Here is a 24,813-nt window from a genome sequence, read left to right on the forward strand (position 1 = left end):
GCTGGCAAGTCACCCGCTTGCAAGACGCCTGCTGGCAAGGTGGTTTGCCGAACCGCCATATGCTTCCGACGCGAGCGCGATTTGGCTCCGCTGTCGCGGTCAATAGCGCGACGGGCGCATGGCCGTCCCAGGCTGCGTCGCCATCGCCACACCTTATGATTGTCGGGCCCGGCGGCCCCTCGCCGCGCCCTGCCCCCGGATGCACCATGACGGCTGCCGCAATCTTCTCAGGCCTGTGCCGCGACTGCTTCGCCCGCTCGCCGGCTGCCGAAGGCCAGCGCTGGCGGTGCCGCGCCTGCGGCTCGCCGCGCGGGGTCGCCCACGCCGAGCTCGACAGCCTCGCCATCGCCCATATCGATTGCGACGCGTTCTATGCCTCGGTGGAAAAGCGCGACCGGCCCGAGCTCGCCGACCAGCCGGTGATCATTGGCGGCGGAAAGCGCGGCGTCGTCGCCACCGCCTGCTATGTGGCGCGCACCTATGGCGTCCGCTCCGCCATGCCGATGTTTCAGGCGCTGAAGCTGTGCCCGGAGGCGGTGGTGATCCGGCCTGACATGGCGCGCTATGTCGCCGTCAGCCGCGACATCCGCGCCATGATGCGGGCGCTGACGCCGCTGGTGGAGCCGCTGTCGATCGATGAGGCGTTTCTCGATCTCTCCGGCACGCAACTGCTGCACCGCGCCTCGCCCGCCGAGAGTCTTGCGCGCCTCGCCGCCCGCATTAACGCCGAGCTGGGGGTCAGCGTCTCGGTCGGGCTGTCCTACAACAAGTTTCTCGCCAAGATCGCCTCCGACCTCAACAAGCCGCGCGGCTTTGCGGTGATTGGCATGGCCGAGGCCATGGCCTTTCTGGGCCCACAACCGGTGTTGCTGATCCATGGCGTCGGCGCCGCCACGCGCAAGACGCTGGAAAGCCGGGGCTTCCGGCGCATCGCCGATCTGCGCGCCGCATCGCCCGAGGGACTGGCCCGGCAGTTGGGCAAGGACGGGCTGCGGCTATGGGATCTCGCCCATGGCGTCGACCGCCGCAAGGTGACGCCAGAGCGCCCGACGAAATCCATTTCGGCGGAGACCACGCTGGAACATGACGTCGCCGATCTGACGGTGCTCGAGCCGGTGCTGTGGCGGCTGTGCGAAAAGCTCTCCAGCCGGCTCAAGGCGGCCAATCTCGCCACCGGCGGCGTGACGCTGAAACTGAAGACCGGCGATTTTCGCAGCATCACCCGCAATCGCTCGGGCCTGCCGGTGACGCAGCTGGCGCGGCGCCTGTACGAGCCGGCCCTCGCTTTGCTGCAGCAGGAATGCGCCGCCCATGGCCACGCCCAGGCCTGGCGGCTGATCGGCGTCGGCGCTGGCGACCTGCGCCCGGCGGCGGAGGCCGACCAGGGCGACCTCGCCGATCAGAGCGCGCGGCGTGACGCCGTGGCCGAGAAGGCGATCGACGCCTTGCGCAGCAAATTTGGCGACAAGGCGGTGTTTCGCGGCATCAGCCTGCGCGACGGCCGCAAACGCGACTGATGTTGCGGCAGGTCGCAGCAAGGACAGTTGGCGGCAGAGCAGAAGCGCGCCGCCTGTGGCGCGCATCACAAGCAGGCTCGGCGAGCGCCGCCTGCCAGGTCCTTGCCCGGTAGCCTCAATTGACAGCGTCCCGGATAGACCTCGCCTTACGGAGCCTGGTCCGCAGACCTCTGCCCTCGCAAGGAACGGCGCCGCGTTACTTGTCGCTTTTGCCAGCGCCTGACTTGCTAGCGCCAGTTTTGCCAGCGTCCTTGCAGGCGCCGCTGCCAGTCTGGGTGAGCGAGCTCAGCGCGGCCTTCAATGAGAAGTCGCCGTAATTGATGCGCATGTCGCCGCTGACGCCATTGTCGTACAGATCGAAGCTGATGGCGTAGACGGGCGTGCGCTCGCCGGGGCCTGGCTCGTAATAGGACACCGCCACCGGCCAGCGATCGACCGTGTCGAGCCCGGCCTTGCGCAAGGGCTCGCTGATCTTGCGATCGGCGGCGGCGGCGGCGCGCTTGCCGATCACCACAAAGGTGTCGAACACCTTGGCCCCGGTCTCGGCCCCATCATAGAGCTTGACGTCGACGGTCGGCTGGCCGTCGCGCGCCGCCGCCAGGATACGGCGCAGATGGGCTGAGGGGAAGGCGATGTCGCCCGCGGCGCTCAGCTTGCGCCGTTCCGGCTGGGTCAGGGTGATGTCGATGCCAGGCGCGCCCTGCTGGCCCGCCGTGGCGTCTTTGGCGCCGCCAGCCTGTGGCGCGGCAGGCGAGGCGCGATGCGCCACGCCTTGCACCTGCTCGACCTGGCCGCCAGCGCGATTGGTCATCTGCCGGTAGCGATAGCTGGCGCCGTCGGCGTCCTCATGGGTGGTGGTGCGGATGTCGATGCGGTCTGACGGACCCTCCTGGCGATCCAGCTCCACCAATTGGCGAAAATCGAGGCTGTAGCCGGAACAGGCGTCGCCGGTGAGGTCATAGACAATGCGCCCATGGGCTCCGGCCAGCGCCTTGCCGCCATCAATCAGCGACAGATCATAAACGGCGCGGTGCGGCGCCAGCGGCACAGGGGCAGCGGCTTTTGCGCTGGTTGTCTCCGGCGCGGCAAGAGCGGCGCCGGTGAGCCCCATCGCCGGGCCAAAGGCTGGCGCGATAGAGAGCGCCAGCGCGAGGCCCATGGCGGCTGCGCTCGCCCGCGCCGCCAGCCCGCCGCAGCCCGTCACGGTCGTCCGTCGCACGCTGCTTTTCCTGTCGCCGTTCATGCCTGCTCCTGTCTCAGCTTGCGCGGCTGCGCATGCACATTCTGTGTCGCTGGCCTTCTGGGCCAGTTTTCTGATCCTGTTCAGCCATGGCGCCGCCGCACTGGCGGTTTCTCGCCTGCCTGTCCCGTGGCGCGTCTCGCCAGCCTGGCGCAACGCATGCTGGTCGCGCAACGCATCCTGGCGCCGGTGACGCTCGCCAACTGACGCGGCGTCCCACTGGCCTGAACGCCAGTGTTAGCGAAAGGCGTCAGACAGCTTCAGCCCCTGCGTGGTGATCGCCACAGCTTTCCCCTTGGTATATTTTGGCCGCAGCCAACAATGCCCCGCGCGGCGGGGCCAGAGCAAGGAGCGGCGCACATGGGTAGGGTTGAACAGCGTCTGGCGGAACTTGGCGTCACGCTACCATCGCCAGCTGCGCCCATCGCCAATTACACCCCCTTTGTGCGCACCGGCGCGCTGGTGATCATCTCTGGCCAATTATGCCTTGGGCCTGATGGCAAAATTGCGCCGCAACATCTGGGCAAGGTTGGCGACGCCGTCAGCCCGGCTGACGCCAGCGCCGCGGCGCGGCTGTGCGCCATCAATGTGCTGGCGCAATTGCGCGCCTGCATCGGCGATCTTGATCTGGTCAGCCGCTGCGTTCGTCTCGGCGGCTTCATCAATTCCACCCCCGAATTCGACGCCCTCGCCGGCGTCATGAACGGCGCTTCTGATCTGATCGCCGACGCGCTGGGCGACGCCGGACGCCACGCCCGCTCCACCGTCGGCGTCGCCTCGCTGCCGCTGTCGGCGGTGGTGGAGGTCGAGGGCATGTTCGAGGTGGCTTAGGCCAATGTGACGGGCGCCCAGGTGGCGATGATGCAGGCCAGACGATGATGGAAGCCAAGGCCATGACGGAAGCAAGGCGATGACGGAGCGCGACCTGCAACTGCATCTCGCTTACGCCATGGCGGATGTTGCGCCAGCCGACTGGGACGCCTGCGCCGGGGTCGACAATCCGTTCACCACCCACGCCTTTTTGCGGGCGCTGGAGGAATCAGGCTCCGCCTGCGCCATGACCGGCTGGATGCCGATGCATTTGCAGGTGCAGGACAGCGCAGGCCAGGTGCTGGCCGTGACCCCCTGCTACCTCAAATCGCATTCGCAGGGCGAATATGTGTTTGATCAGGGCTGGGCCAATGCCTTTGAGCGCGCCGGCGGCGCCTATTATCCCAAGATGCAGGTGTGCGTGCCGTTCACGCCAGTGACCGGCCCACGCCTGCTGGCCCGGCCTGGTTCACTGGCCGGGACGGCGCGACAGACCCTGGTGAAGGGCCTTGTGGTGTTGCGGCGGCAGAACGACGCTTCCTCGACCCATGTCACCTTCGCCACTGCCGGCGATTGCGAGTTGCTGGCCGCCAATGGCTTCTTGCGGCGTCGCGACCAGCAATATCACTGGTTCAACCGGGGCTACGCCAGCTTCGACGATTTTCTGGCCGCCCTGTCGTCGCGTAAACGCAAGGTGATCCGGCGCGAACGGCGCGCGGCGCTTGTCGAGGGGCTGTCGATCGCATGTCTCAGCGGCGATGACATCACCGAAGAAGCCTGGGACGCATTCTTCAGCTTTTACCAGGACACCGGGGCCCGCAAATGGGGCCGCCCTTATCTGACACGCGATTTCTACCGCCGGATCGCCGACACCATGGCTGACCGGGTGCTGCTGGTGATGGCGCGACGCAACGGCCGCTATGTCGCCGGCGCAATCAATTTCATTGGCGCCGACGCGCTCTATGGCCGGCACTGGGGCTGCATTGAGGACCACCCCTTCCTGCATTTCGAGATCTGCTATTACCAGGCCATCGAATATGCCATTGGCCACGGCCTCGCCCGCGTTGAAGCCGGCGCCCAGGGCGAGCACAAGCTGGCGCGGGGCTATGAGCCGGTGACGACTTTTTCGGCCCATGACATCAACCATCCCGGTCTGCGCGCCGCCGTAGCGGATTTTCTTGATGATGAGGGCCGCTATATCGACGCCGCCCACGATGTGCTCATCGGGCATCTGCCATTCCGTCGCGACGAGTGATCCCGGCGCAACCCTGCAGGATCTGCAAGGCGCAACGGCCGCATGAGCTTGACCGTAAACCGGTGGGTCACGCGCATCGCGGGCTGGGCGCGGCCGCGCCGGACCTTGCGCGGCGACGCGGCGTTTCCAGGCTTTACCCATACGTCATCAACGGTCGCGCCGCGCTTTGCGGCCACGCCTGCTTGACCGCGCCGCAGACGCTTGTCACATCTGCCTGATGATTTCGGCTGGCGCGCCCGGAGCACGGTGGGCGTTGCGGTCCACGGCCACCTGTTCGCGACGTCACAGTTGGGCAGGCGGCCAGGGCCGTTGGATCAGGCAGTGCTCTGGCGACGCAGTGATGGCGCATGAGGTGGTTCACCGTGAACCTGTCATGCCGGGCGATATGGGGACGATATGGCGGCTTATGATCCCAAGAACGTTTTTGCGGCGATCCTCAAGGGGCAATTGCCCAGCCACAAGGTCTATGAGGACGAACTGACCTATGCCTTCATGGACATCATGCCGCGCGCCGATGGCCATGTGCTGGTGATCCCGCGGGCGCCGTCGCGCAATATCCTCGACATGGAGCCCGAAGACATCGCCGCCGTGGCCCGCACCATCAAGAAGGTGGCGATGGCGGCCAAGGACACCTTCAAGGCCGACGGCATCACCATCATGCAGGCCAATGAGCCCGCCGGCGGCCAGGTGGTGTTCCACACCCATTTCCACGTGCTACCGCGCTGGAACGGCGTCGCCCTGCGCCCCGCAGCCCAGGAGGTCGCCGCCCCCGATGTGCTGGCCGCGCAGGCCGAGCAATTGCGCAAGGCGCTTGAAGGCTAATAGCAGCCCCCGATGGGCATGATGCATCGGAGGCTGGTTAAGACCCGTGCGGCGCCTGAGGCCCGCCAAGGCCGCCAAGCCGCAAACGCGTGGATGCCCGTGACAAGCACGGGCATGACGGGCGTTGGGGGCTGGCGATGACGTGATGTGCGAGTGGCGCAGGCGTGACGTGCGGTGGCGCAGGCGTGATGTGCGGGTGGCGCAGGCGCGACGTCTGGGCGGCGCAGTGGTGGTGTGCGGCTGGCTTTATGTATGCTTGTTCTGACTGAAATGGCTGGCGACGTCGCGGTCGCGCCGCTGGCGAGCCAGTGAGCGTAAAAGCTGACGTTGTCGGCGCCGAACCTGACGCCTTGCGCCGCCTGCTCGCCTCCCTCCTCCAACGCATCTGTCCTGAGCCCTCACGCTCCGTCATGCCCGTGCTCGTCACGGGCATCCACGACTTTACAGCATCAGTCCTAGCAGGATGCGCGCCGAACTTGCCCCCCCAAGGCGCCAAAATGCGCAGCCGGTCACTTCGGCTTGTTCAGGATCATCTGCACGGCGTCGAGCATCTGGGTGATGGGCTCTTCGAAGGCATTGTAGAGGTAGGTTCCCGCCAGCCACATGCCGATGACCAGCGGCGGCACCACGATCCAGCCGAGGATCTCTTCCATGCGCTTGCGCCGGCGGCGGCGCTCACGGCGTGCTTCGTTCCAGGCGCCCATTTCGTCCCAGCCTCACTTCAGATCATGCGAACAGGCGACGACCGTCGCATCTCAAGGCGTCGGCGAGCATTGGCCTGGGGTCGCCGGGCCCAGGCTTCGCGTCTGACCGGCTGGTCCGGTCCGTCCACCCGCGAGAGCCAGGCATGCTGGCGCCAGATCGCCCCCTCCACTGCATCTAGAGGAAGTTTTCCCGGCAAACAACCGTGCCCACCGACCAGCGGGCCTGCCGGCGGACCTTCACAGCGGCCGCGCCTCTACAACGGCAAGGAGCCAACGCATAAAAGGCGCCGCGCGGCGCCCATTGTCCAGACCAGCGCCCGCACAGGCGGATCGTCTCGCGCCGCCTCATTCCAGCCCGCGACCTTGCGGACGCATGCGCGACCGAAACCGCCCCGTAGCGGCGCCGGCTTGACCCGAACCCGATGAGCCAGCCCATCGGGTTCAAGCGTCAGCCCAGCCTCAGCCCTTGCCGCCTCGCCTGGTTGACGGCCTGGCACCTGTGCTGGGCGACGGGCTGGCGGATTTGCCGCGCGGCGCCGCTGGCGTTTTGGCGCGAGCCTTGTCTCCTGCCTTTGCCGCAACCTTGGCCGGGCTGCGGCCACGCTTGCGCGCCGGCGCCTCGTCGGCGTTTGGCGCTTCGTCTGGCTTGACGCCGCCCCGCGCCTCAGGCGCCGCAGCGGCCTCCGCTCCTGCCCCAGCTTCGGCCAATACCGGCTCCGCCAGTTCGGGCTCGACCCGGCGCTTCGGCGTCGCGTGGCCTGGCGGATATTCGAAGGTTAGCGCGCTGGCGGCGTCGTCGCCCCCGCCCGCGGAGACCGCCACCCGCACCAGGCCGCCATCCTTCAGCCGGCCGAACAGCAACTCGTCGGCGAGCGGGATCTTGATGGCGGTCTGGATCAGCCGGCCCATCGGGCGCGCGCCCATGGCGTCGTCATAGCCGTGCTCCACCAGCCAGGCCCGCGCCTCGTCGGACAGCTCAATCGCCACCTTGCGGTCGGACAATTGCGCCTCAAGCTGCATGATGAACTTGTCGACCACCCGGGCGATCATCTCCTTCGACAGATGCGCGAAGGAGATGATGGCGTCGAGGCGGTTGCGGAACTCCGGCGTGAACAGGCGGTTGATCGCCTCCTGATCATCGCCCTCGCGCCGCTGGCGGGTGAAGCCAAACGCCGCCTTGGCCAGATCCGCCGCGCCGGCATTGGTGGTCATGATGATGATAACGTTACGGAAATCGACCTTCTTGCCGTTGTGGTCGGTCAGCTTGCCGTGATCCATCACCTGCAACAGGATATTGAACAGGTCCGGGTGCGCTTTCTCGATCTCATCGAGCAGCAACACGCAATGCGGGTTCTGGTCGACGCCGTCGGTGAGCAGGCCGCCCTGGTCGAAGCCAACATAGCCGGGCGGCGCGCCGATCAGACGCGACACCGTGTGGCGCTCCATATATTCCGACATGTCGAAGCGGATCAGTTCGACGCCGAGCGCCGAGGCGAGCTGCCGCGCCACCTCGGTCTTGCCGACGCCGGTCGGGCCGGCAAACAGATAGGAGCCGATCGGCTTCTCAGGATCACGCAGACCGGCGCGCGACAGCTTGATGGCCGACGACAGCGCCCTGATGGCGTCATCCTGGCCATAAACCATGCGCTCCAGCGTCGACTGCAGGCCACGCAGCACCTCGGCCTCGTCGCGCGACACGCTCTTGGGCGGGATCCGCGCCATGGTGGCGACGGTCGCCTCGATCTCCTTGACGCCGATCACCTTGCGCCGCCGGTTCTCCGGCGCCAGCATCTGCGCCGCGCCGGTCTCGTCGATGACGTCAATGGCGCTGTCCGGCAGCTTGCGATCCTGAATGTAGCGCGCCGACAGCTCCACCGCCGCCGTCACCGCGTCATTGGTGTAGCGGACCCGGTGGAACTCCTCGAAATAGGAGCGCAGGCCCTTGAGAATGGCGATGGCGTCCGGCACCGACGGCTCGTTGACGTCGATCTTCTGGAAGCGCCGCACCAGCGCCCGGTCCTTTTCAAAATACTGGCGGTATTCCTTGTAGGTGGTCGAGCCGATGCAGCGCAGCGCGCCCGCCGCCAGCGCCGGCTTGAGCAGATTGGAGGCGTCCATGGCCCCGCCCGAGGTGGCGCCGGCGCCGATCACCGTATGAATTTCATCGATGAACATGATGGCGTTGGGGTGCGCCTCGATTTCCTTCATCACCTGCTTGAGGCGTTCCTCAAAGTCACCGCGATAGCGGGTGCCGGCCAGCAGCGTGCCCATGTCGAGCGAAAACACGGTGGCGTCGCGCAGCACCTCCGGCACTTCGCCATTGACGATCTTGCGCGCGAGGCCCTCGGCGATGGCGGTCTTGCCGACGCCGGGGTCGCCGACCAGGAGCGGATTGTTCTTCTGGCGGCGGCACAGCACCTGGATGGTGCGCTCCACCTCGCGGGCGCGACCGATCAGCGGGTCGATGCGGCCCTCGCGCGCCTTTTTGTTGAGGTTGACGCAATAGGCCTCAAGCGCCTCGCCCTTCTTTTTGCCGCCGCGCGCCTGCTCGCTGTCATCGCCGCTGCTGGAAGGGGTCTCGTTGTCGTCCTCGCCGCGCACCGGGCGCGCCTCGGACATGCCTGGGCGCTTGGCGATGCCGTGCGAGATGTAATTGACCGCGTCATAGCGCGTCATATCCTGCTCTTGCAGGAAATAGGCCGCGTGGCTCTCGCGCTCGGCGAAAATCGCCACCAGCACATTGGCGCCGGTCACTTCCTCGCGTCCGGACGACTGCACATGAATCACCGCGCGCTGGATGACGCGCTGGAAACCGGCGGTCGGCTTCGAATCCTCGCGACCGTCGGTGATGAGATTGATCAGCTCGGTGTCGACGTAATCCGACAGCGTGCGGCGCAGCACGTCGATATCGACGCCGCAGGCGCGCATCACCGCCGACGCGTCCTGGTCATCGACCAGCGCCAGCAGCAGATGTTCCAGCGTTGCGTACTCGTGCCGACGTTCATTCGCCAGGGCGAGCGCGCGATGCAGGGCTTGTTCGAGGCTCCGTGAGAATGTCGGCAACGGCTTCCCCTTCCGCGCGTTTCAGTTCTTCTCCATCACGCATTGCAGCGGGTGCTGGTTGCGGCGGGAGAAATCCATGACCTGGGCTACCTTGGTCTCGGCGACTTCGAATGTATAAACGCCGCACACCCCCACGCCGGTCTGGTGCACGTGGTACATGATCCGCGTCGCATCTTCCTGCGACTTGTTGAAATACTTCCGCAGCACCTCAATGACGAATTCCATTGGCGTGAAATCGTCATTGAGCAGCAGAACCTTGTACATGTCCGGGCGCTTCGGTCGCGTCCGGGTCAGCAGCGCCGCCCCTGGTCCCTGCGGTTCACCGGACCCATCATGGGAACCACCAGAACAGACCAGGGTTCCCAATCGGCTCGCGGCGTCCGCGCTCACGTCCCCCACATCTCTCATCAGCATCGTCGCGCGTCGTCTCGCAGGCAAAGCACGCCCTCCCGTCGCGGCGGGCGCTTCACATTAATCTAATCCCCAGGCGGCCGCTTCGCCAGTCCACCCGCACGGTCTGCACGCAGCGCCTGATCGAGACGCCCCGCCGCAGGGCGCGCTCAAACAGTATTGCATGGTGACTGCCGGGATTTGTCCGGGTTTGTCGGGGTGAAGTCGGCCTGCAACCCGTCGTAACCCAATCGACGCGCGTCGAGATTTTTGTCTGGTGGTTAATTGCATTGCAGCGTCCCGCAGCGGGACGGTCTTGTCTACGCCGCCAACACCACCAGTCCGGCCCTCCCGCCCCATGCGCGTCATGGTCACTTTTATTCTTTAATCACAACACCTTAATTGTTCCATACCCCTTACCGACACCCCCTGACCGGCCGGCTGCTCCGCCCATGCCCGTTACATCTGTCGAGACCGCGCCAGGGAGGGCGCTGCGACGGCTTAACTGTCCAGTAACTGCGATGCGGCTAGCGTCAGCCCAACACGGACACCGCATGCAACGCCGTCTCCTGGCCTCAAGGCCAGCGACGCGCGACGACGGGAATTCAGGGCTATGGCGTTGGGCAAGACGACAGCACAATTGACCTTCACACGCGGGCTGGCGATCGCCTTGGGCGTGATTGTCACCGTGTCGATGGTCTCGCCGGCTGAAGCGCGCCGCAAGCAGCGCATCCGCCACCAGGCCGCCTCCCAGGTCTATGACCCGCCATTCGCCGCCATCGTCGTCGACGCCAAGACCGGCAAGACCCTGTACGCCAAGAACCCGGACGCCCGGCGGCATCCGGCCTCCATCACCAAGGTCATGACCCTGTACATGCTGTTTGAGCAGCTCGAACAGGGCCGCATGCGCCTCGACAGCCCGATCCGCGTCTCGGCGCACGCCGCATCGATGCCGCCGTCCAAGCTCGGCGTCCGCCCCGGCGGCGCCATTAGCGCCGAAGCCGCCATCAAATCCCTGGTCACCCGCTCCGCCAATGACATCGCCGCGGCCGTCGGCGAACATATCGGCGGCAGCGAGGCCCGCTTCGCCCAGATGATGACGCGCAAGGCGCGCTCGCTGGGCATGACCAGCACGGTCTTTGTCAACGCATCGGGCCTGCCCGACGCGCGGCAGATCACCACCGCCCGCGACCTGACCATTCTGGCGCGCGCCGTGCAGGACCGGTTCCCGCAATATTACGGCTATTTCTCGACCCGCAGCTTCCAGTTTGGCAAGCAGACCATCGGCAACCACAACCGGCTACTCGGTACAGTTGAAGGGGTCGACGGCATCAAGACCGGCTATACCCGTATGTCCGGTTTCAATCTGATGACCTCCGCCCGGGCCAATGGCCGGCATGTGGTGGCCATCGTGCTTGGCGGCCGCTCGGGCGCCATCCGCGACCGCATCATGGCCTCGCTGGTGACCCAGCACATGCCCACTGCTTACGCTGGCTCGCGCATTGCGCCGCCGGTGCGCGAAGGCGGCGCTCCTATCCAGGTGGCGGCGAACAGCGCGCCGCGGCCTGAGCCCCGCCCGGCAGACCTGCCAGGTCGCGGCGTGCGGCCGGTGGTCGCCTCGGCCGCCGACGCCAACACCGCCACGCCCTCGACGTTCCGCTGGGTGGCGCCGCGCGACGATGCGGCGGCGGAAAGCGCGCCGGTCACCCGTCTCGCCTATGCCCCCGAAACCGAGCCCTCGGCGCCCCGTGAACTCGATTCCCGTGGGCTGGCCAGGCTGATTAACGCCAAAGCCAACCGGCCGGTTCGCGCCAGCGCTGCGGCCCAGCCAGCTGAAGCAGCGGCGCCAGCCGCCCGCGGCGGCTCCTGGGTGATCCAGCTCGGCGCGACCGAGGATGAGGCGGCGGCTCGCCGGTTGCTCGCCGACGCCCGCGACGCCAACGCCGTGCTGAAATCCGCCTCGCCCTTCACCGAGAAGGTGGTGCGCGGCAACGCCACGCTGTGGCGCGCCCGCTTCACCGGCTTCGACCCGAAGTCGGCGCAGAACGCCTGCAAGGCGCTGAAGGACAGCGGCTATGACTGCTTCGCCACGCGAGGCTGAGCTGGGGACTGGCGAGGCTCGATTGAGCGCTGCGCAGCCTCGCCAAAGGTGATGGCGCGCTAACGGATCTGCAGGCGCTCACCCAATGGCGCCTGTCGGCGGATCCCCTGGGATCAGCCACACCACGCCGGCCTGCGGCCCTTCAGGGTCGAGGCCAGCCAAGGCAAGGAACATCGGCAGGTGAACCAGTGGCGCACGGCCTTCCACCGGCGCCGCACAGGACGCTTGCGCATTGCGCCAGGCGATCGCCTGGCGCGACCGGGACGTTCCAGGCCACAGGCCGGCGGCGTTGCGGCGCTGGCCGGCTTTTGCCGGCGCCTTTGCCGCCCCTGGTGGGCGCCCCCTCGTTTTGGGGACGCACGTTGCACCGGTTGCGCGCCACGGCGCGCCGCCACTTCATCCCCGACGCCGCGTCGTGGCTGGCCTGTCGCCAGCGCGGGCGCCACGGGAAGCGATCGTCACGGGCGCGTCACGGACCCTGCAGCCAGGGCCGGGCCCCAGTTCACTGTCTGGAGTTAGCGATGCCGGGCCAGCAGAATATCCTTGGCTTGATTGACCCGCGCCGCGAGCCACGTCGTCCCGCCCAGGTCAGGGTGAAGACGCTTCATCAGCGCGCGGTGGGCGCGCCGGATATCTTCGGGGCCAGCGCCCGCAGCAAGGCCCAGAACCTCATGGGCCTCCTGTTCGGTCATCGCGCCCGCCCCGGCACGCCGCCACGCGTCCGCATTTCCATCAGCGTTTTCACGCCATCCGGTAAACCGGCTGTCGAGATAAGTCTCTAGCAGGCTGGCCCCCACCGGGTCCTGGCTCTGCAGCGCACGCATCAGCGCCCGCGCTTCATGCAGCGACAATTGGCCAAGTCCCTTGCCGGCGTGCGGCCCGGCCAGCACCACGCCGTCGATGACGCCGCTGTCATGGTCGACGGTCATCTCGATGCTGGCGGAACGGGCGCGCGACATCCGGCCGGTCGTAGCGTTCTGAAACGGCAGGTTAAACGGCAGCCGGAACGGCAGTTCGCCATAGACCCAGGCCGCGGCGCCGGCGACCAGCAGCGCCATGTCGATCCGCCCGCGCATCAGCAACACGCCCGCCACAATAAAGCCGATGACGCCGCCGGCCTTGCGCAGCAAGGGCGCGAGCTTTTTGGTATCGGCTTTCTTGTAGCGGGTGAGGAGCCACCACAGCGCGACGACTGCGACAAGGCCTGCAAGCAACGCCATGGGGCGGGAATCTCCTGAGGGCTGGCGCCACGACAGACGTGGCGATCCGGGAAGCTGACGCTGTAGCATATGGCGCCCGCCGCTGCGCCTCCGCAATGGCGACGCCGCATGCAATGGCCCATCAGGCAGGCGCCATCGCGAGGCGTCGGCCCAAGGCGTCGCTCCAAGGCGTCGCTCCAAGGCTATCTCGCGCATCTGGGCCAGGGCGCCCGATCGGTCTCTGAGCCGGATAGCCCCGCCGACATGGCGCAGAAGCTGCGGACGACGCAGCGCGTCAGGTGCGCCAGCGCATGGCGCGACTGCAATTGCCGTCTGCAATCATTGACATCTCCTGTTGACGCTCGCCTCGCGTCGCCTCAGGTGCTACCGCATGGAGGCCAGTAGCCGGCGAGATGGCGACGCTGTGCTCCGCGTCACGGCGCATGTAGCGCACGGTGACGCAGACGCGTGCAGCGTGGCGCGCCGCAAGGCATGGTTCGGCCCTGCCGCGGCGCGCCAGGGTTTGCGCGTTAAACAGGCCACGCGCCCAACTGGCGACGGGATTTGTGACGGGAACCGAATATGAGCAGCGTTGAGACAGCCACCACGGTCGAACAGCTCCGGGCGAAGATCGCCACATGGCGCAAGGACGGCGCGCGCGTCGCCATCTGCCCGACCATGGGCGCGCTGCACGAGGGCCATCTGTCGCTGGTCGAGCTGGCGCGCCAGCACGCCGACCGCGTGGTGGTGTCGATCTTCGTCAATCCGACCCAGTTCGGCCCCAATGAGGATTTCGACCGCTATCCGCGCACCCTGCCCCAGGATCTGGCGCTGCTGGCGACGGTCAACGCCGATCTGGCGTGGACGCCGGATGTGGCGGCCATGTATCCGGCTGGCTTCGACACCTCGATCCGCGTCGGCGGCCCGGCGACAGCTGGCCTCGACGACGCCCATCGCCCCGGCCATTTCGACGGCGTCGCCACCGTGGTGAGCAAGCTGCTGCTGCAGACCGGGGCCGATGTCGCGGTGTTTGGCGAAAAGGATTACCAGCAGCTGCAGGTGATCAATCAGGTGGTGCGCGACCTGAACATCCCGACCCAGATCATTGGCGCCCCGACCCGACGGGAGCAGGACGGCCTCGCCCTGTCATCGCGTAATCGCTATCTGTCGCCCGAGGATCGCGCCGTGGCTCCGGCCATCGCCCGGGTGCTCACCGAATGCGCAGAGAAGATTCGCGCCGGGCGCCAGGTGGCGACGGTTTTGGCCGAAGGCGCGGCGCTGCTCGGCGCCGAAGGTTTCCAGGTGGATTACCTCGTCGCCCGCCACGCCGTGACGCTGGCGGAGATCACCTCGCCTGAAGACGGTCCGATCCGCCTGCTCGTCGCCGCCCGGCTCGGCGCGACGCGGCTCATCGACAATATGGGCGTGTGACGCCGGGGCAGTTGCTGAAACATCGGCGCCCTGACATGCCATCTGCCATGGCCAGTCGCTGCGCGGGTTTGACCAGAGCGTGATGCGCCATGCGCGACGGGTTCTGGTACAAATGGCCCCAAAGCATCAGGCGTTACATGGCTGGCGCCAGGTCGGCGCGGCGCCTGAACGCCCCGGTCAGGGTGAAGCATGACGGCGGCACATCAGCCACAGAAGACCATGGTCACGCGTTCAGCCCAACCGCTTGCGGCCCGTTGCCTCCTTGCCGCCGCCGTAACCTTCGCGACCGTCGCCACCGTGTTGGCGGTGACGCTGGCGACGGCGCCCGGGGCCAGCGCGGAGGTGCGGTTCGGCGACAATGTCCGGATTGGCGGCCACGATTTCTCCAACAAGACCTATAACGCCAGACGGCGTGGGCGCATCCATCTCTACGACCGCGCCCCGCCGCGTCAGGGCTGCGTCTGGCGCGCCGATGAACGCGGCGGCAAGGTCAAGGTATGCCATTTGCGACGGCGCAACTGAGGCACGCCACATTGTCATCGCTGCGCTGGGCGTCGGCCGGTTGACCTGTTGGCCAAGCTCTTCCGTTACGCATGCTATGGATTCTGGAGCGACCACGCGGAACATCCCCTGCCGGGCGCCCTGATCCGCCAAACCCGGCCGCGATTTCTGTTCGCCGCCCTAGCGACCCGAGACGCCATAGCTGAAGCTGGCGCGGCCATTGACGCGGATTTCCGTGTCGCCAAAGCGCATGACGCCATCGGCGCGCTTGCCCGGTTCACGCCGGTCGATGCGCTCGGCCATGATGCGCGTGTTCATCTCCGCTGCGGAAGGCGGGCGCGGCTGGGACGCGCCCGATTTGGCCTTGCGGACCGCGTCAGCGACTGCGCCTCCAGTCGACAGCGCCAACATGGCGGTGGCGAGCAAAGCGACAGCCAGCGCGCCGGCCCGGCGCGCCCCGCCATGCGTGTCCTGGTTCATGGCTGGCTTGCCTGACGCCACATCGGGCTCCATGCCGGGCTCTCCCTTACCTGCAGCGCGCGCCGCCGCCTGTAGCAACTGCGTGCGCCCAGTAAGCCATGGCGCGCCCCGGGTCACAATAGACCGAGGTCCGCCAGCTCACGCTTCATCTTCTCGGGCATGTCGCCCAAATCCGCCGCGCCGGCCAGATCCTGTGGCGCGTCCGCCGCATCGAGGTAGCGCCAGCCCTGAAACGCCCGATGCCGACGCGGCTTCACCGCCACCACCGTCTGGTCGAGCAAAATATGGGTGCGGCCAATGCCCTGCCCATCGGTGAACGGGCGGAAGCCAAGGATACGCTGGCGGCAGGTGATCTGGCCCTTGATCACCCAATACAGCGAGCCGCCCTGCATCTCATCCTTGCGCTTCGGCATCATCCGGGTGGTGGCGACCTGCTCATAGACGCCGCCGCTGCTGCGCGCCGCCATGGCGTTGGCGTTAATCCACGATTCCAGGTCCTGCAGGGAATCGCAGCCCACGCAGAGTTTGATCATGTGAAGCGGCATAGGTCCTCTATCCGGACGGAAACGTGCGCGGCGGTCCAGAATCAGCGACGCGGACGGGCCGCCGCCAGCTGCCGGCGCCGTTGCTTAACCCACGCCGCCGTCGCTGCAAATGCCATTGACGCGCGTCACTTGGGCGGCAGGGCTAACGCTGGGACAGGTCTCAGGCACGCAGCCATGCGCGCATGTGCGTCCCGCAGCCATCGGACGTCAGCGTCCCCTGCGCACGTGATCGGATGTAGTCGCCTGCATCCGCCGTCAGGCCAGGTCGCCAGCTACGCACGTCGTCCGCCAGTTTGGCCCGCCAGTTTGGCCCGCCAGCTTCGGCCGGCGGCTCGCCTGGCTCGCGCCCACGAACGGCGCCAGCGCCCTTATTCGGCCATGGCGATCACCACCGCGCCCTCGGCGACCTGCTGGCCGACGCTGGCGCGGATGTCGGCGATGACGCCGGCGCGTGGCGCAAGCAACGCATGCTCCATCTTCATCGCCTCAACCACGGCGAGGCGCTGGCCACGGCTGACCTCATCGCCAGGCGCAGCCAGGATGGCGATGATCTTGCCATGCATCGGCGATTGGACCACGCCGCCAGCGTCGCCAACATGGTCGAGGTCGACGCTGAAGGGATCGAAGGCGGCCACGGTGCTCTGCCGCCCCTCGCCCAGCGCCAGCTGCTGGGCGCCGGCCCGCGCCACGGTGAGGCCATTGCTGAAGCTGATGCGGCGGTCATCCGCTCGCACGATATCCGCCGTCGAGGCCTCGCTGTCGTTGACCCGGGCGACGAGCGCGCCGTCGCGCCAGTCGAGCAGCGCCACCATCGTGTCGCCGTCAACGCTGACCTGCTGGCGGACGCTGCGCTGGCCGAGCAGCTGGAACGCTGGCCTGGCCGCGGTCAGGGCCGCCCATGGATCGCGCCAGCCAGGCTCTGCGGACGAAGCCGAACTGGCGGGCAGGTTCAGCGCTAACACGCCAGCGGCGATGACCTCAGCGCCAGCATCTGTGGCCGCGCCATCCAGCCCCAGCTCGGCGGCGTGGGCGTCAATGAAGCCGGTGTCGAACTGGCCGGCGCGAAAATCGGGCGATAGCGCCAGTTTGCGCAGGAACGCGGTGTTGGCGCGCGGCCCGGCGACGCGGGTGGCGGCCAGCGCCGCCGCCAGCCGGTCGAGGGCCGTCTGGCGATCTGGCCCATGGGCGATGATCTTAGCGATCATCGGGTCGTACCACGGCGAGACCTCGCCGCCGGCCTCGACGCCGGCGTCGACGCGGATGCCCTCGCCCTGCGGCAGATCCAGCAGCCAGATATGGCCCGTCGACGGCAGGAAGCCGCGCTCCGGGTCTTCCGCATAGAGCCGCGCCTCCACGGCGTGACCGTCGATGCTGAGATCCTCCTGGGTGAACGGCAGAGGCTGGCCCGCCGCCACCGCGAACTGCAGAGTGACCAGATCGACGCCAGTGATCGCCTCGGTGACCGGGTGCTCGACCTGCAAACGGGTGTTCATTTCCATGAACCAGAAGCGGTCGGGCCTGAGACCGTCGCGGCCGTCGGCGATAAACTCCACTGTGCCCGCCCCGACATAGCCCACCGCCCGCGCCGCCTCGACCGCCGCCGCGCCCATGGCGGCGCGCATCTCCGCCGTCATGCCCGGGGCCGGCGCCTCTTCGATCACCTTCTGGTGGCGGCGCTGTAGCGAGCAGTCGCGCTCAAACAGATGCGCCACATGCCCGTGGGCGTCGGCGAATATCTGGATTTCAATGTGGCGCGGGGCCAGCACGTATTTTTCCACCAGCACGCGTGGATCGCCGAACGAGCTCTGGCCTTCGCGCTGGGCGCTCTCCAGCGCCGCCACGAAATCCTCCGGCCTATCTACCCGGCGCATGCCCTTGCCGCCGCCGCCCGACACTGCCTTGATCAGCACCGGATAGCCGATGGCGTCGGCCTCTGCCTTGAGGAAGGCCGCGTCCTGATTGTCGCCGTGGTAGCCAGGAACCACCGGCACGCCAGCCTTCTGCGCCAGCGCCTTGGCGGCGTCCTTGAGCCCCATGGCGCGCATGGCGGCGGCAGGCGGGCCGACGAGGGTGATGCCAGCCGCTGCGCAGGCGTCGGCGAAGTCCGGCCGTTCCGACAAAAAGCCATAGCCTGGGTGGATGCATTGCGCGCCTGTGGCCTGCGCCGCCGCGATGATCCGGTCGATGCGCAGATAGCTTTCCGCTGCCGCAGCCGGACCAATGCACACCGCCTCATCCGCCTCACGCACGAAGGGCGCGTCACGATCGGCCTCCGAATGCACGACGATGACCCGCATGCCGAGGGCGCGGGCGCTACGGCTGATGCGGCGGGCGATTTCCCCGCGATTGGCGATCAGAACGCTGGTGAACAAGCTGGCCTCCCGACAGGCGTCGCCGCCTGCGCCAACAGGGCGCGGCATGCATTGCGCCGGACAGTACCACACAGTACCGGGCGCGCCAGCCAGATTGGATCAGCAATTCGCACGAGAGCTGCCCGCCTTGTGCGAGAGGCGTCCGTGCAGGAGGGCTCGGTACAAATGAGCGCGTGCAAGAAGGGGCGATGCAAAAGGCCTGCCGCCGTCAACCCTGCGCCTCGCTCAGGGCAGCAACGCCAGCAGCAGCGGCAACAGCAGCGCGGTGAGCAGGCCGTTGAGCGCCATGGCCATGCCGGCGAAGGCGCCGGCCACTTCGCTCGACTGGAACGCCCGCGCCGTGCCGATGCCATGGGCGGCGACGCCGATGGCGAAGCCACGCGCCGCCGGATCGCGCACCCGCATCATATTAAGCAAAGGCGCGCCAATAATCGCCCCGGCGATGCCGGTGAACACCGTCGCCACCATGGCCAGCGCTGGCACGCCGCCGATAATGTCGGCCACCGCCATCGAGATCGGCGCAGTGACGGATTTCGGCGCCAGCGACAGCAGCAGCTGGTCGCCCACCCCCAGCGCCCAGGCCACGCCCACCACCGACACGATGGCGGCGATGCAGCCGGCGCACAGCGCCACGCAGATCGGCAGAAACGCCCGCTTCACCAAAGCGATGTTCTCGACCAACGGAATGGCCAGCGCCACGGTGGCCGGGCCAAGGATGAAGTGAATGAACTGGGCGCCCCTGAAATAGGTCGGATAATCCGTGCCGGTCAGCCACAGCACGCTGGCGGTGATGACAACGGAGATCAGCACCGGATTGGCCACGGGATGATTGTGGCTGCGCCGGCCCACCCACATGGCGATGACGAAGGCGGTGAGCGTGACCACGATCCAGGTCAACGGCGCCTGTTGCGCATAGGCCGTGAACCCCTGCCATTGTTGGCTCAGCGTCGCGAACAGGCTCATGCCGCGTCTCCCCGCCCGACGCTGGGGGCATCGTCGCCCTGCGCCGCCAACCGCCGCCGCTCTGCTAGCCGCTGATCTTGCCAACGCGCTGTGAGCACATAAGCGCCGGCGGTGACCACCAGCGTCACCACCAGCGAGATGGCGAGCGCGATCAGGATGGCGGGGGTCTTGTCCGCAACCACCGGGCCGAGGCTGATGATGCCGACGCCCGCTGGCACAAACAGCAGCGACAGGATGCTGATCAGCCCACGGCTGGCCCCGGTCAGCGATTCCGGCGGCTTGCGGCGCCGCGCCAGCAGGATGACGCACATCAGCGCCATGCCGAGAACAGGACCTGGGACCGGCAGGGCAAGACTGCGCGCGATGGCCTCGCCCGCCAGTTGACACAGCAGCAGGCCAAGCAGGCCAGGCAGATAGGATGACATCGCAACCCCGGTGGCGGACGGCTGTCGCCCCCGCGCCTGTGGCGCTGGAGCGGGCCGCGCCGGTTTAACCTCTGGACAGCGCGCGCAGATCACTGGCGTTCCCGCCGCATCGACCCGCATCACCCGCCCGCAAAGCCTGATAACACAAGTGTTTCACCATGCCAGACGCGCGCCTGGCAATCCGGCGACAGCCGTTGAACCTCGCATGGCGCCAGATGAACGCGTCACGCGGGCCAGGGCGCGTGTCAACCGCTCCTCATTGCGCAAGTCGCCACGCATGGGGAGCCGATGCACCGCGCCGCCAGCGCAGATCCGTCCGGAGCTCGCTCTCCCCCAGGCGCCGGCCCGTGCTCCTTTGGCCCGCGCGACCTGGGAACAATCGTTCACGACAGGCTGCAATGTGGCTGGCAAACACCGTTGCAGCGCCCTGCGCAAGCGGCGTGCAGACTCAGCTGCCTTACGATAGGTCACTTCATGCGCATAACCTGCGCAATGCACAAGGCTGCGGCGCAAGCCATGCGTCCCGCAAAGGCACGGTGATCGGGCGTTGACCAATCCACGCAGGGCCGACGGGATTTCAGTTTCGTGAGCGACGAACTTGCTCTAAGAACGTGCCGGATTGACTGCGCCGTCTGGCAGGCTGCGCCGTGTGGCGCTGCCATTGGCGCTGGCGCGCCGCCACTTCACCCGGCGGTCGCCGCGCTGGCGACGCCCGATCCCTGGCGCCTTTGCGCGCCGCCTTCTCCGGCGGCCGTGCAGACGCCTCCCGGACGGTTAACCCTGGCAGGGCTCTTTGGCGAACCCGTTACGCACCTCTGACGTCCTGATGCAACTGGCCGGCGGCGCCAGCGAACGCGTGTCTGTCGGCGAGATTGTCGAGACCTTGCGCAACCAGGCTTTCGCCTTGCTGGTAGTGGTGCTGGGGCTGCCCAATTGCCTGCCGATGCCGCCGCCGATCCCGCTAATCTCCGGCCTGCTGCTCGCCTTTGTCGCGGTGCAGATCACCATTGGCATGCATGCGCCATGGCTGCCGGCGGCGCTGCTGCGCAAGACGGTGGCGCGCGCCGACGTGGCCCGCGCCGTCGCCCGCGCCATGCCCGCCGTCTACCGGCTTGAGCGGATCTCCCGCACGCGCTTCGCCTTCTTCAACAAGCCCTGGGGCATGCGCCTCACCGGCGCGCTACTGTTCCTCATCGCCGCAGGCCTGCTGGTGGCGCCGCCTTTTATCGGCCAGATCCCGCTCGGCTTCGCTGCCTGCCTCGTGGGTCTCGGCATGGTCGAGCGCGACGGGGTGATGGCGTTTAGCGGCATCGCCTTCGGCGCTTTTGGCATCGCCCTGAGCCTGAGCTTCGTCGCGGCGATCATCACTGGCGTCGCCTCGCTGTTCGGATAACGCGCCTGCGCCCCACAGCCACCCTTGCCCCACAACCCGCCCTGCCGGCTACTCATCCCGACGCCTCAGGCTCGAGCAGCCGCAGCCCGCGCATGCTGGCGTGGCCGTTGCGGCCGATGATGACGTGGTCATGCACGACAATGCCCAGCGGAGCGGCGACGCGGATCACCTCGCGGGTCATGCGCACATCCGCCCCGGACGGCGACGGATCGCCGGAGGGGTGATTGTGCACCAGAATGACCGCCGAGGCTGACAGCTCCAGCGCCCGCCGCACCACCTCACGCGGATAGACCGGCGTGTGATCGACAGTGCCGCGCTGCTGCTCCTCATCGGCGATGACCCCATTGCGCTTGTCGAGGAACAGCACGCGGAAATGCTCGCGTTCGGCGAAGGCCATGATGGTCCGGCAATAATCAAGCACTTGCGACCACGAGGCCAGCGCCCGGCGCTGCACCACCGCGCCGCGCGCCGGCGGCGGCGATGATTTTCAGATCCAGCGCCACGCTCTCGGTGACGCCTGGCGTCTCCTGCAGCAGGCGCGGCGGCGCCGAGATCACCTCGGCGAACGAGCCAAAACGGGCGATCAGCGCCTTGGCCACGGGTTTGACGTCGCGCCGGGGGATGGCGCGAAACAGCACCAGCTCCAGCAACTCATAATCCGGCAGCGCATCGGCCCCGCCATCGCGAAACCTGGCGCGCAGCCGCTCCCGGTGTCCCTGATGATGCGGCGCGTCCGGCGCCGGTGGTTTGCCGGCCATCAAGCCCCCCCTCGCCCTTATTCTGACGCACCGTGCGCAGGCAACAATCCCGTCAGATGCAACCACATCAAAGAAACACGACGATTCAGGCGAAGCAATCACACAACAACGACGACACAACCACAGATTGCATCACATATTGGAATATATATGCCGCACAACAATCTATCTATTCTTGATTCATCATCAAATGATAGCGCAAAATCAAAACGACGGCACAGAAACCCGCGCCTGACCTGACACGCCAATCATCCCGCCTGGCGGCGCGATACAGCGACCGGCCAGCGAGCTGTGCGTGAGTGGAAGATGCGTGATGGCCTTGAGCTGGCGCGGGTGCAAAAAGGGCGCGCACGGGGCGAGTGACGGGCGCGCGTGAACATCGAAGGCCGGAGCGCTGGCAGGCAGGCGCAGCGACAACGCCGCAGACGGGCGCTAACGCGCGGACGCGCGCCCTGGGTGTGGCGGCAAGTGAGGCGGCAAGTGAGGCCGCAAGTGAGGCCGCAAAGCGATGGCCGACGCTGTCGACCATCTGCATCAGATCGTCATGCGCATGCGTGTCACGGGACGCCCCGCAACGGGGCCCTCGCTCCGGGGGCCCAGCCTTGGGCGTGCGCGCCGTCCGCTGTTTATTTACCGAGCAGCATCGGCGGCTTGTCGAGGCCGGCGGGCGAGGCGGTGAAGATTTCGACGCCGGTCTCGGTGACGCCGACCGAGTGCTCGAACTGGGCTGACAGCGAGCGGTCGCGGGTTACGGCGGTCCAGCCATCCGAGAGGATTTTCACCGGCGATTTGCCGAGATTGATCATCGGCTCGATGGTGAAGAACATGCCGGGCTTCAGCTCCGGGCCCTCGCCAGGCCGGCCGAAGTGCAGGATCGACGGGTTGTCGTGGAACACCTGGCCGAGACCATGGCCACAGAAATCCGTCACCACCGAGCAGCGCTCCGCCTCGGCATATTGCTGGATGGCGTGGCCGATATCGCCAGTGGTGGCGCCTGGCTTCACGGCGGCGAGGCCGCGCTGCAGGCATTCATAGGTGACATCCACCAGCCGCGCCGCCTTGCGCGGGATTTCGCCCACCGCATACATGCGGCTGGTGTCGCCGTGCCAGCCGTCGACAATCACCGTCACGTCGATATTGACGATGTCGCCCTCACGCAGCGGCTTGTCGCTGGGCATGCCGTGGCAGACGACGTGATTGATCGAGGTGCAGCAGGAAAAGCCGAAGCCGCGATAGTTCAGCTGCGCCGGATAGCCGCCGCGCGCGAGGCCATATTCCCGCACCCATTGGTCGATCTGCAGCGTAGTGACGCCCGGATTGACCTTGCCCACCAGCATGTCGAGGATTTCGGCGGCGAGGCGACCCGCCTTGCGCATACCCTCAAAATCCGCCGCTTCGTGCAGTCTGATCTGTTCCGTACGCCGCCTGGCCACCGCGCGCCCTTTCCGGTTCGCCGCTCCGTTCACGCGGCGCCGCCTGAAGGCGCGCCGCAGAGCGGAGCATCTGATCGCATATGCGCGCGAGTGTCGGGCGACGACCGCAGGCCGTCGCGCGCCTGCAACCGGGCGTTCACTGCAATCGGACTTCTGCCGAAGTCCCGCGTCCGCCACTGTCAGACATCCGCCGTCCCGGCGGCGCGCCCGCACGCATGAGGCATCGGGATGCACCTCGCGGGACGGCGCGTCAAGCCACGCGCGGGCGCCGCTGGTTTTGCGCCCCGCCCCGGAGCAGTGTATGCAACCGGCGCGGCATGTCTGCCTGCGGGCCAGATGTCGACGCAACCCTGCGTCAGCGTCGCCCTGCGCCACAGACCCCTGCGACGGCGCGCCGTCGCCAGAACCAGATGATAGCGGACCATGGCAGACCTGACCCAGCACGCCCCCGGGAATGACAGCTACGGCGCCCACGCGCCTGGCGCGCTGACCAGCGCCATTCTCGGTGTCACCCGGGCCATGCCCGACAGCTGGCTTGGCCGCCGCATCGCCCTGGCCCTGCGTAAGCTGGCCATTCGTGGGCTGAAGGGCGCCCCTGTCGATATCGAGGCGCTCGGCGGCCGCATGCGGCTGCACCCCTATCGCAATATTTGCGAGAAGAAGGTGCTATTCACGCCGCAATATTTCGACCCGCAGGAACTGGCCATCCTCGGCCGCCATGTCGATCAGGCCCGGGCGGCTGGCCGCGGCTTCCACTTCATCGACATCGGCGCCAATGTCGGGGCCTATTCGGTGTTCGTTGCGGCGCGGGCCGGCGCCGAGGCGCGCGTGCTGGCCATTGAGCCGCAGCCCGATATCTTTGAGCGGCTGATCTTCAACATCCGCCAGTGCCCGTGGCCCACGGTCAAGGCCATCGCCTGCGCCGTGGCCGACAAATCCGGCGAGCTGACCCTGTTCCTCGATCCGGACAATAGCGGCGAGTCGAGCCTGAAAGTGCTGGCCTCCAGCGCCGCCCGCACCATCCGCGTGCCAGCCATTCCGCTGCTGCAACTGCTTGCCGACGAAAAATTCGACCGTATCGACGGCATGAAGCTCGATGTCGAAGGCGCCGAGGACATTATCCTCGAACCCTTCCTGCGCACCGCCCCCGACGCCCTGCTGCCACGGCTGATCGTCATGGAGGACGGCTCGGGCCGGTGGCAGATCGACCTGCCTGAACTGGTGCGCGCCCGCGGCTATCGTGAAGTGCTGCGCACCCGCCTGAACTTCGTCTTCGAGCGCATCGACAGCTGACGCGGCGCAACGGAAAGCCGCCTTCGCCTCTGACGTCCCTGCCCTGCGCGTGTATTCGCTCTGCGCCTGCATTGGCCCCGAGCCTGCATTGGGCCAGCCCCGAGCGCCTCTGCGACAG

General features: G+C 67.3%; 19 protein-coding genes and 2 pseudogenes. 9 read left to right on the top strand and 12 right to left on the bottom strand.

Annotated features, from left to right (window positions below; genetic code table 11):
- Nucleotides 1-206 precede the first annotated feature (206 nt).
- The gene (locus tag AC6A67_RS12250; RefSeq protein ID WP_498036825.1) at nt 207-1,517 is read left to right on the top strand and encodes a DNA polymerase IV; all 1,311 of its coding nucleotides are present in this window, start codon (nt 207-209) and stop codon (nt 1,515-1,517) included.
- A gap of 196 nt (nt 1,518-1,713) precedes the next feature.
- Here AC6A67_RS12250 and AC6A67_RS12255 read toward each other — a convergent pair whose 3' ends face one another.
- On the bottom strand, nt 1,714-2,736 hold the full coding sequence (locus tag AC6A67_RS12255; protein ID WP_498036826.1) for a cell envelope integrity EipB family protein: 1,023 nt from the start codon (nt 2,734-2,736) through the stop codon (nt 1,714-1,716).
- Nucleotides 2,737-3,117: 381 nt separating this feature from the next.
- On the opposite strand from AC6A67_RS12255, the gene AC6A67_RS12260 reads away from it, so the two are divergent.
- The 3 genes from AC6A67_RS12260 to AC6A67_RS12270 all read left to right on the top strand — a co-directional run bounded on the left by AC6A67_RS12260 (nt 3,118) and on the right by AC6A67_RS12270 (nt 5,644).
- Nucleotides 3,118-3,588 (top strand): RidA family protein, encoded by a 471-nt coding sequence (locus AC6A67_RS12260; protein ID WP_498036827.1) that lies wholly within the window; start codon nt 3,118-3,120, stop codon nt 3,586-3,588.
- 79 nt (nt 3,589-3,667) lie between these two features.
- Complete coding sequence (locus AC6A67_RS12265; RefSeq protein ID WP_498036828.1) at nt 3,668-4,822, top strand: GNAT family N-acetyltransferase; 1,155 nt, start codon at nt 3,668-3,670, stop codon at nt 4,820-4,822.
- A 396-nt stretch (nt 4,823-5,218) separates the two neighbouring features.
- Nucleotides 5,219-5,644, top strand: a complete 426-nt coding sequence (locus tag AC6A67_RS12270) for an HIT family protein (protein ID WP_498036829.1) — start codon at nt 5,219-5,221, stop codon at nt 5,642-5,644.
- 509 nt (nt 5,645-6,153) lie between these two features.
- Here AC6A67_RS12270 and AC6A67_RS12275 read toward each other — a convergent pair.
- The 3 genes and pseudogenes from AC6A67_RS12275 to clpS form a co-directional block, all read right to left on the bottom strand.
- The gene (locus tag AC6A67_RS12275) at nt 6,154-6,348 is read right to left on the bottom strand and encodes a hypothetical protein (protein ID WP_498036830.1); all 195 of its coding nucleotides are present in this window, start codon (nt 6,346-6,348) and stop codon (nt 6,154-6,156) included.
- A gap of 740 nt (nt 6,349-7,088) precedes the next feature.
- Nucleotides 7,089-9,411, bottom strand: a pseudogene (gene clpA / locus AC6A67_RS12280) (ATP-dependent Clp protease ATP-binding subunit ClpA); the annotation flags it as partial.
- Nucleotides 9,412-9,432: 21 nt separating this feature from the next.
- On the bottom strand, nt 9,433-9,819 hold the full coding sequence (gene clpS / locus AC6A67_RS12285; protein WP_498036857.1) for an ATP-dependent Clp protease adapter ClpS: 387 nt from the start codon (nt 9,817-9,819) through the stop codon (nt 9,433-9,435).
- A 595-nt stretch (nt 9,820-10,414) separates the two neighbouring features.
- Here clpS and AC6A67_RS12290 point away from each other — a divergent pair.
- On the top strand, nt 10,415-11,902 hold the full coding sequence (locus AC6A67_RS12290) for a D-alanyl-D-alanine carboxypeptidase family protein (protein WP_498036831.1): 1,488 nt from the start codon (nt 10,415-10,417) through the stop codon (nt 11,900-11,902).
- A gap of 515 nt (nt 11,903-12,417) precedes the next feature.
- Here AC6A67_RS12290 and AC6A67_RS12295 read toward each other — a convergent pair.
- Entirely contained in the window at nt 12,418-13,122 is a 705-nt protein-coding gene (locus tag AC6A67_RS12295) for a J domain-containing protein (RefSeq protein WP_498036832.1), read from the bottom strand.
- 561 nt (nt 13,123-13,683) lie between these two features.
- Here AC6A67_RS12295 and panC point away from each other — a divergent pair.
- Together panC and AC6A67_RS12305 are read left to right on the top strand one after the other, a co-directional pair.
- Nucleotides 13,684-14,532, top strand: a complete 849-nt coding sequence (panC, locus tag AC6A67_RS12300; RefSeq protein WP_498036833.1) for a pantoate--beta-alanine ligase — start codon at nt 13,684-13,686, stop codon at nt 14,530-14,532.
- 219 nt (nt 14,533-14,751) lie between these two features.
- On the top strand, nt 14,752-15,054 hold the full coding sequence (locus AC6A67_RS12305; protein WP_498036834.1) for a hypothetical protein: 303 nt from the start codon (nt 14,752-14,754) through the stop codon (nt 15,052-15,054).
- 159 nt (nt 15,055-15,213) lie between these two features.
- Here AC6A67_RS12305 and AC6A67_RS12310 read toward each other — a convergent pair whose 3' ends face one another.
- The 5 genes from AC6A67_RS12310 to AC6A67_RS12330 all read right to left on the bottom strand — a co-directional run bounded on the left by AC6A67_RS12310 (nt 15,214) and on the right by AC6A67_RS12330 (nt 19,818).
- Complete coding sequence (locus AC6A67_RS12310) at nt 15,214-15,513, bottom strand: hypothetical protein (protein WP_498036835.1); 300 nt, start codon at nt 15,511-15,513, stop codon at nt 15,214-15,216.
- 113 nt (nt 15,514-15,626) lie between these two features.
- Nucleotides 15,627-16,058 carry a DUF1489 family protein gene (locus AC6A67_RS12315; protein ID WP_498036836.1) on the bottom strand — a complete coding sequence of 144 codons (432 nt, stop codon included), beginning with the start codon at nt 16,056-16,058 and terminating at the stop codon, nt 15,627-15,629.
- A 368-nt stretch (nt 16,059-16,426) separates the two neighbouring features.
- Complete coding sequence (locus AC6A67_RS12320) at nt 16,427-18,430, bottom strand: acetyl/propionyl/methylcrotonyl-CoA carboxylase subunit alpha (protein WP_498036837.1); 2,004 nt, start codon at nt 18,428-18,430, stop codon at nt 16,427-16,429.
- A gap of 225 nt (nt 18,431-18,655) precedes the next feature.
- Nucleotides 18,656-19,393 (bottom strand): LrgB family protein, encoded by a 738-nt coding sequence (locus AC6A67_RS12325; protein WP_498036838.1) that lies wholly within the window; start codon nt 19,391-19,393, stop codon nt 18,656-18,658.
- Nucleotides 19,390-19,818, bottom strand: coding sequence for a CidA/LrgA family protein (locus AC6A67_RS12330; protein ID WP_498036839.1), 429 nt, complete (start codon nt 19,816-19,818; stop codon nt 19,390-19,392). The genes AC6A67_RS12325 and AC6A67_RS12330 overlap by 4 nt, the downstream gene beginning before the upstream one ends.
- Before the next feature lie 793 nt (nt 19,819-20,611).
- On the opposite strand from AC6A67_RS12330, the gene AC6A67_RS12335 reads away from it, so the two are divergent.
- Nucleotides 20,612-21,211 (top strand): exopolysaccharide biosynthesis protein, encoded by a 600-nt coding sequence (locus tag AC6A67_RS12335; RefSeq protein ID WP_498036840.1) that lies wholly within the window; start codon nt 20,612-20,614, stop codon nt 21,209-21,211.
- A 52-nt stretch (nt 21,212-21,263) separates the two neighbouring features.
- On the opposite strand, the pseudogene radC reads toward AC6A67_RS12335, so the two are convergent.
- Both radC and map read right to left on the bottom strand, forming a co-directional pair.
- A pseudogene (gene radC / locus AC6A67_RS12340) lies at nt 21,264-21,969 on the bottom strand (RadC family protein).
- Between the two features lie 626 nt (nt 21,970-22,595).
- On the bottom strand, nt 22,596-23,435 hold the full coding sequence (gene map, locus AC6A67_RS12345) for a type I methionyl aminopeptidase (RefSeq protein ID WP_498036841.1): 840 nt from the start codon (nt 23,433-23,435) through the stop codon (nt 22,596-22,598).
- A gap of 390 nt (nt 23,436-23,825) precedes the next feature.
- On the opposite strand from map, the gene AC6A67_RS12350 reads away from it, so the two are divergent.
- A complete protein-coding gene (locus AC6A67_RS12350) occupies nt 23,826-24,695 on the top strand; it encodes an FkbM family methyltransferase (protein ID WP_498036842.1) in 870 nt (289 codons plus the stop codon).
- Nucleotides 24,696-24,813 lie beyond the last annotated feature (118 nt).

Source organism: Camelimonas sp. FR25 (genome assembly GCF_059740505.1).

Bases quoted from the DNA above. Each gene is read 5' to 3' on its own strand.
- AC6A67_RS12250 (WP_498036825.1), top strand. From the start codon at position 207: ATGACGGCTGCCGCAATCTTCTCAGGCCTGTGCCGCGACTGCTTCGCC.
- AC6A67_RS12260 (WP_498036827.1), top strand. From the start codon at position 3,118: ATGGGTAGGGTTGAACAGCGTCTGGCGGAACTTGGCGTCACGCTACCA.
- AC6A67_RS12265 (WP_498036828.1), top strand. From the start codon at position 3,668: ATGACGGAGCGCGACCTGCAACTGCATCTCGCTTACGCCATGGCGGAT.
- AC6A67_RS12270 (WP_498036829.1), top strand. From the start codon at position 5,219: ATGGCGGCTTATGATCCCAAGAACGTTTTTGCGGCGATCCTCAAGGGG.
- AC6A67_RS12275 (WP_498036830.1), bottom strand. From the start codon at position 6,348: ATGGGCGCCTGGAACGAAGCACGCCGTGAGCGCCGCCGCCGGCGCAAG.
- clpS (WP_498036857.1), bottom strand. From the start codon at position 9,819: ATGAGAGATGTGGGGGACGTGAGCGCGGACGCCGCGAGCCGATTGGGA.
- AC6A67_RS12290 (WP_498036831.1), top strand. From the start codon at position 10,415: ATGGCGTTGGGCAAGACGACAGCACAATTGACCTTCACACGCGGGCTG.
- AC6A67_RS12295 (WP_498036832.1), bottom strand. From the start codon at position 13,122: ATGGCGTTGCTTGCAGGCCTTGTCGCAGTCGTCGCGCTGTGGTGGCTC.
- panC (WP_498036833.1), top strand. From the start codon at position 13,684: ATGAGCAGCGTTGAGACAGCCACCACGGTCGAACAGCTCCGGGCGAAG.
- AC6A67_RS12305 (WP_498036834.1), top strand. From the start codon at position 14,752: ATGGTCACGCGTTCAGCCCAACCGCTTGCGGCCCGTTGCCTCCTTGCC.
- AC6A67_RS12310 (WP_498036835.1), bottom strand. From the start codon at position 15,513: ATGAACCAGGACACGCATGGCGGGGCGCGCCGGGCCGGCGCGCTGGCT.
- AC6A67_RS12315 (WP_498036836.1), bottom strand. From the start codon at position 16,058: ATGCCGCTTCACATGATCAAACTCTGCGTGGGCTGCGATTCCCTGCAG.
- AC6A67_RS12325 (WP_498036838.1), bottom strand. From the start codon at position 19,393: ATGAGCCTGTTCGCGACGCTGAGCCAACAATGGCAGGGGTTCACGGCC.
- AC6A67_RS12330 (WP_498036839.1), bottom strand. From the start codon at position 19,818: ATGTCATCCTATCTGCCTGGCCTGCTTGGCCTGCTGCTGTGTCAACTG.
- AC6A67_RS12350 (WP_498036842.1), top strand. From the start codon at position 23,826: ATGGCAGACCTGACCCAGCACGCCCCCGGGAATGACAGCTACGGCGCC.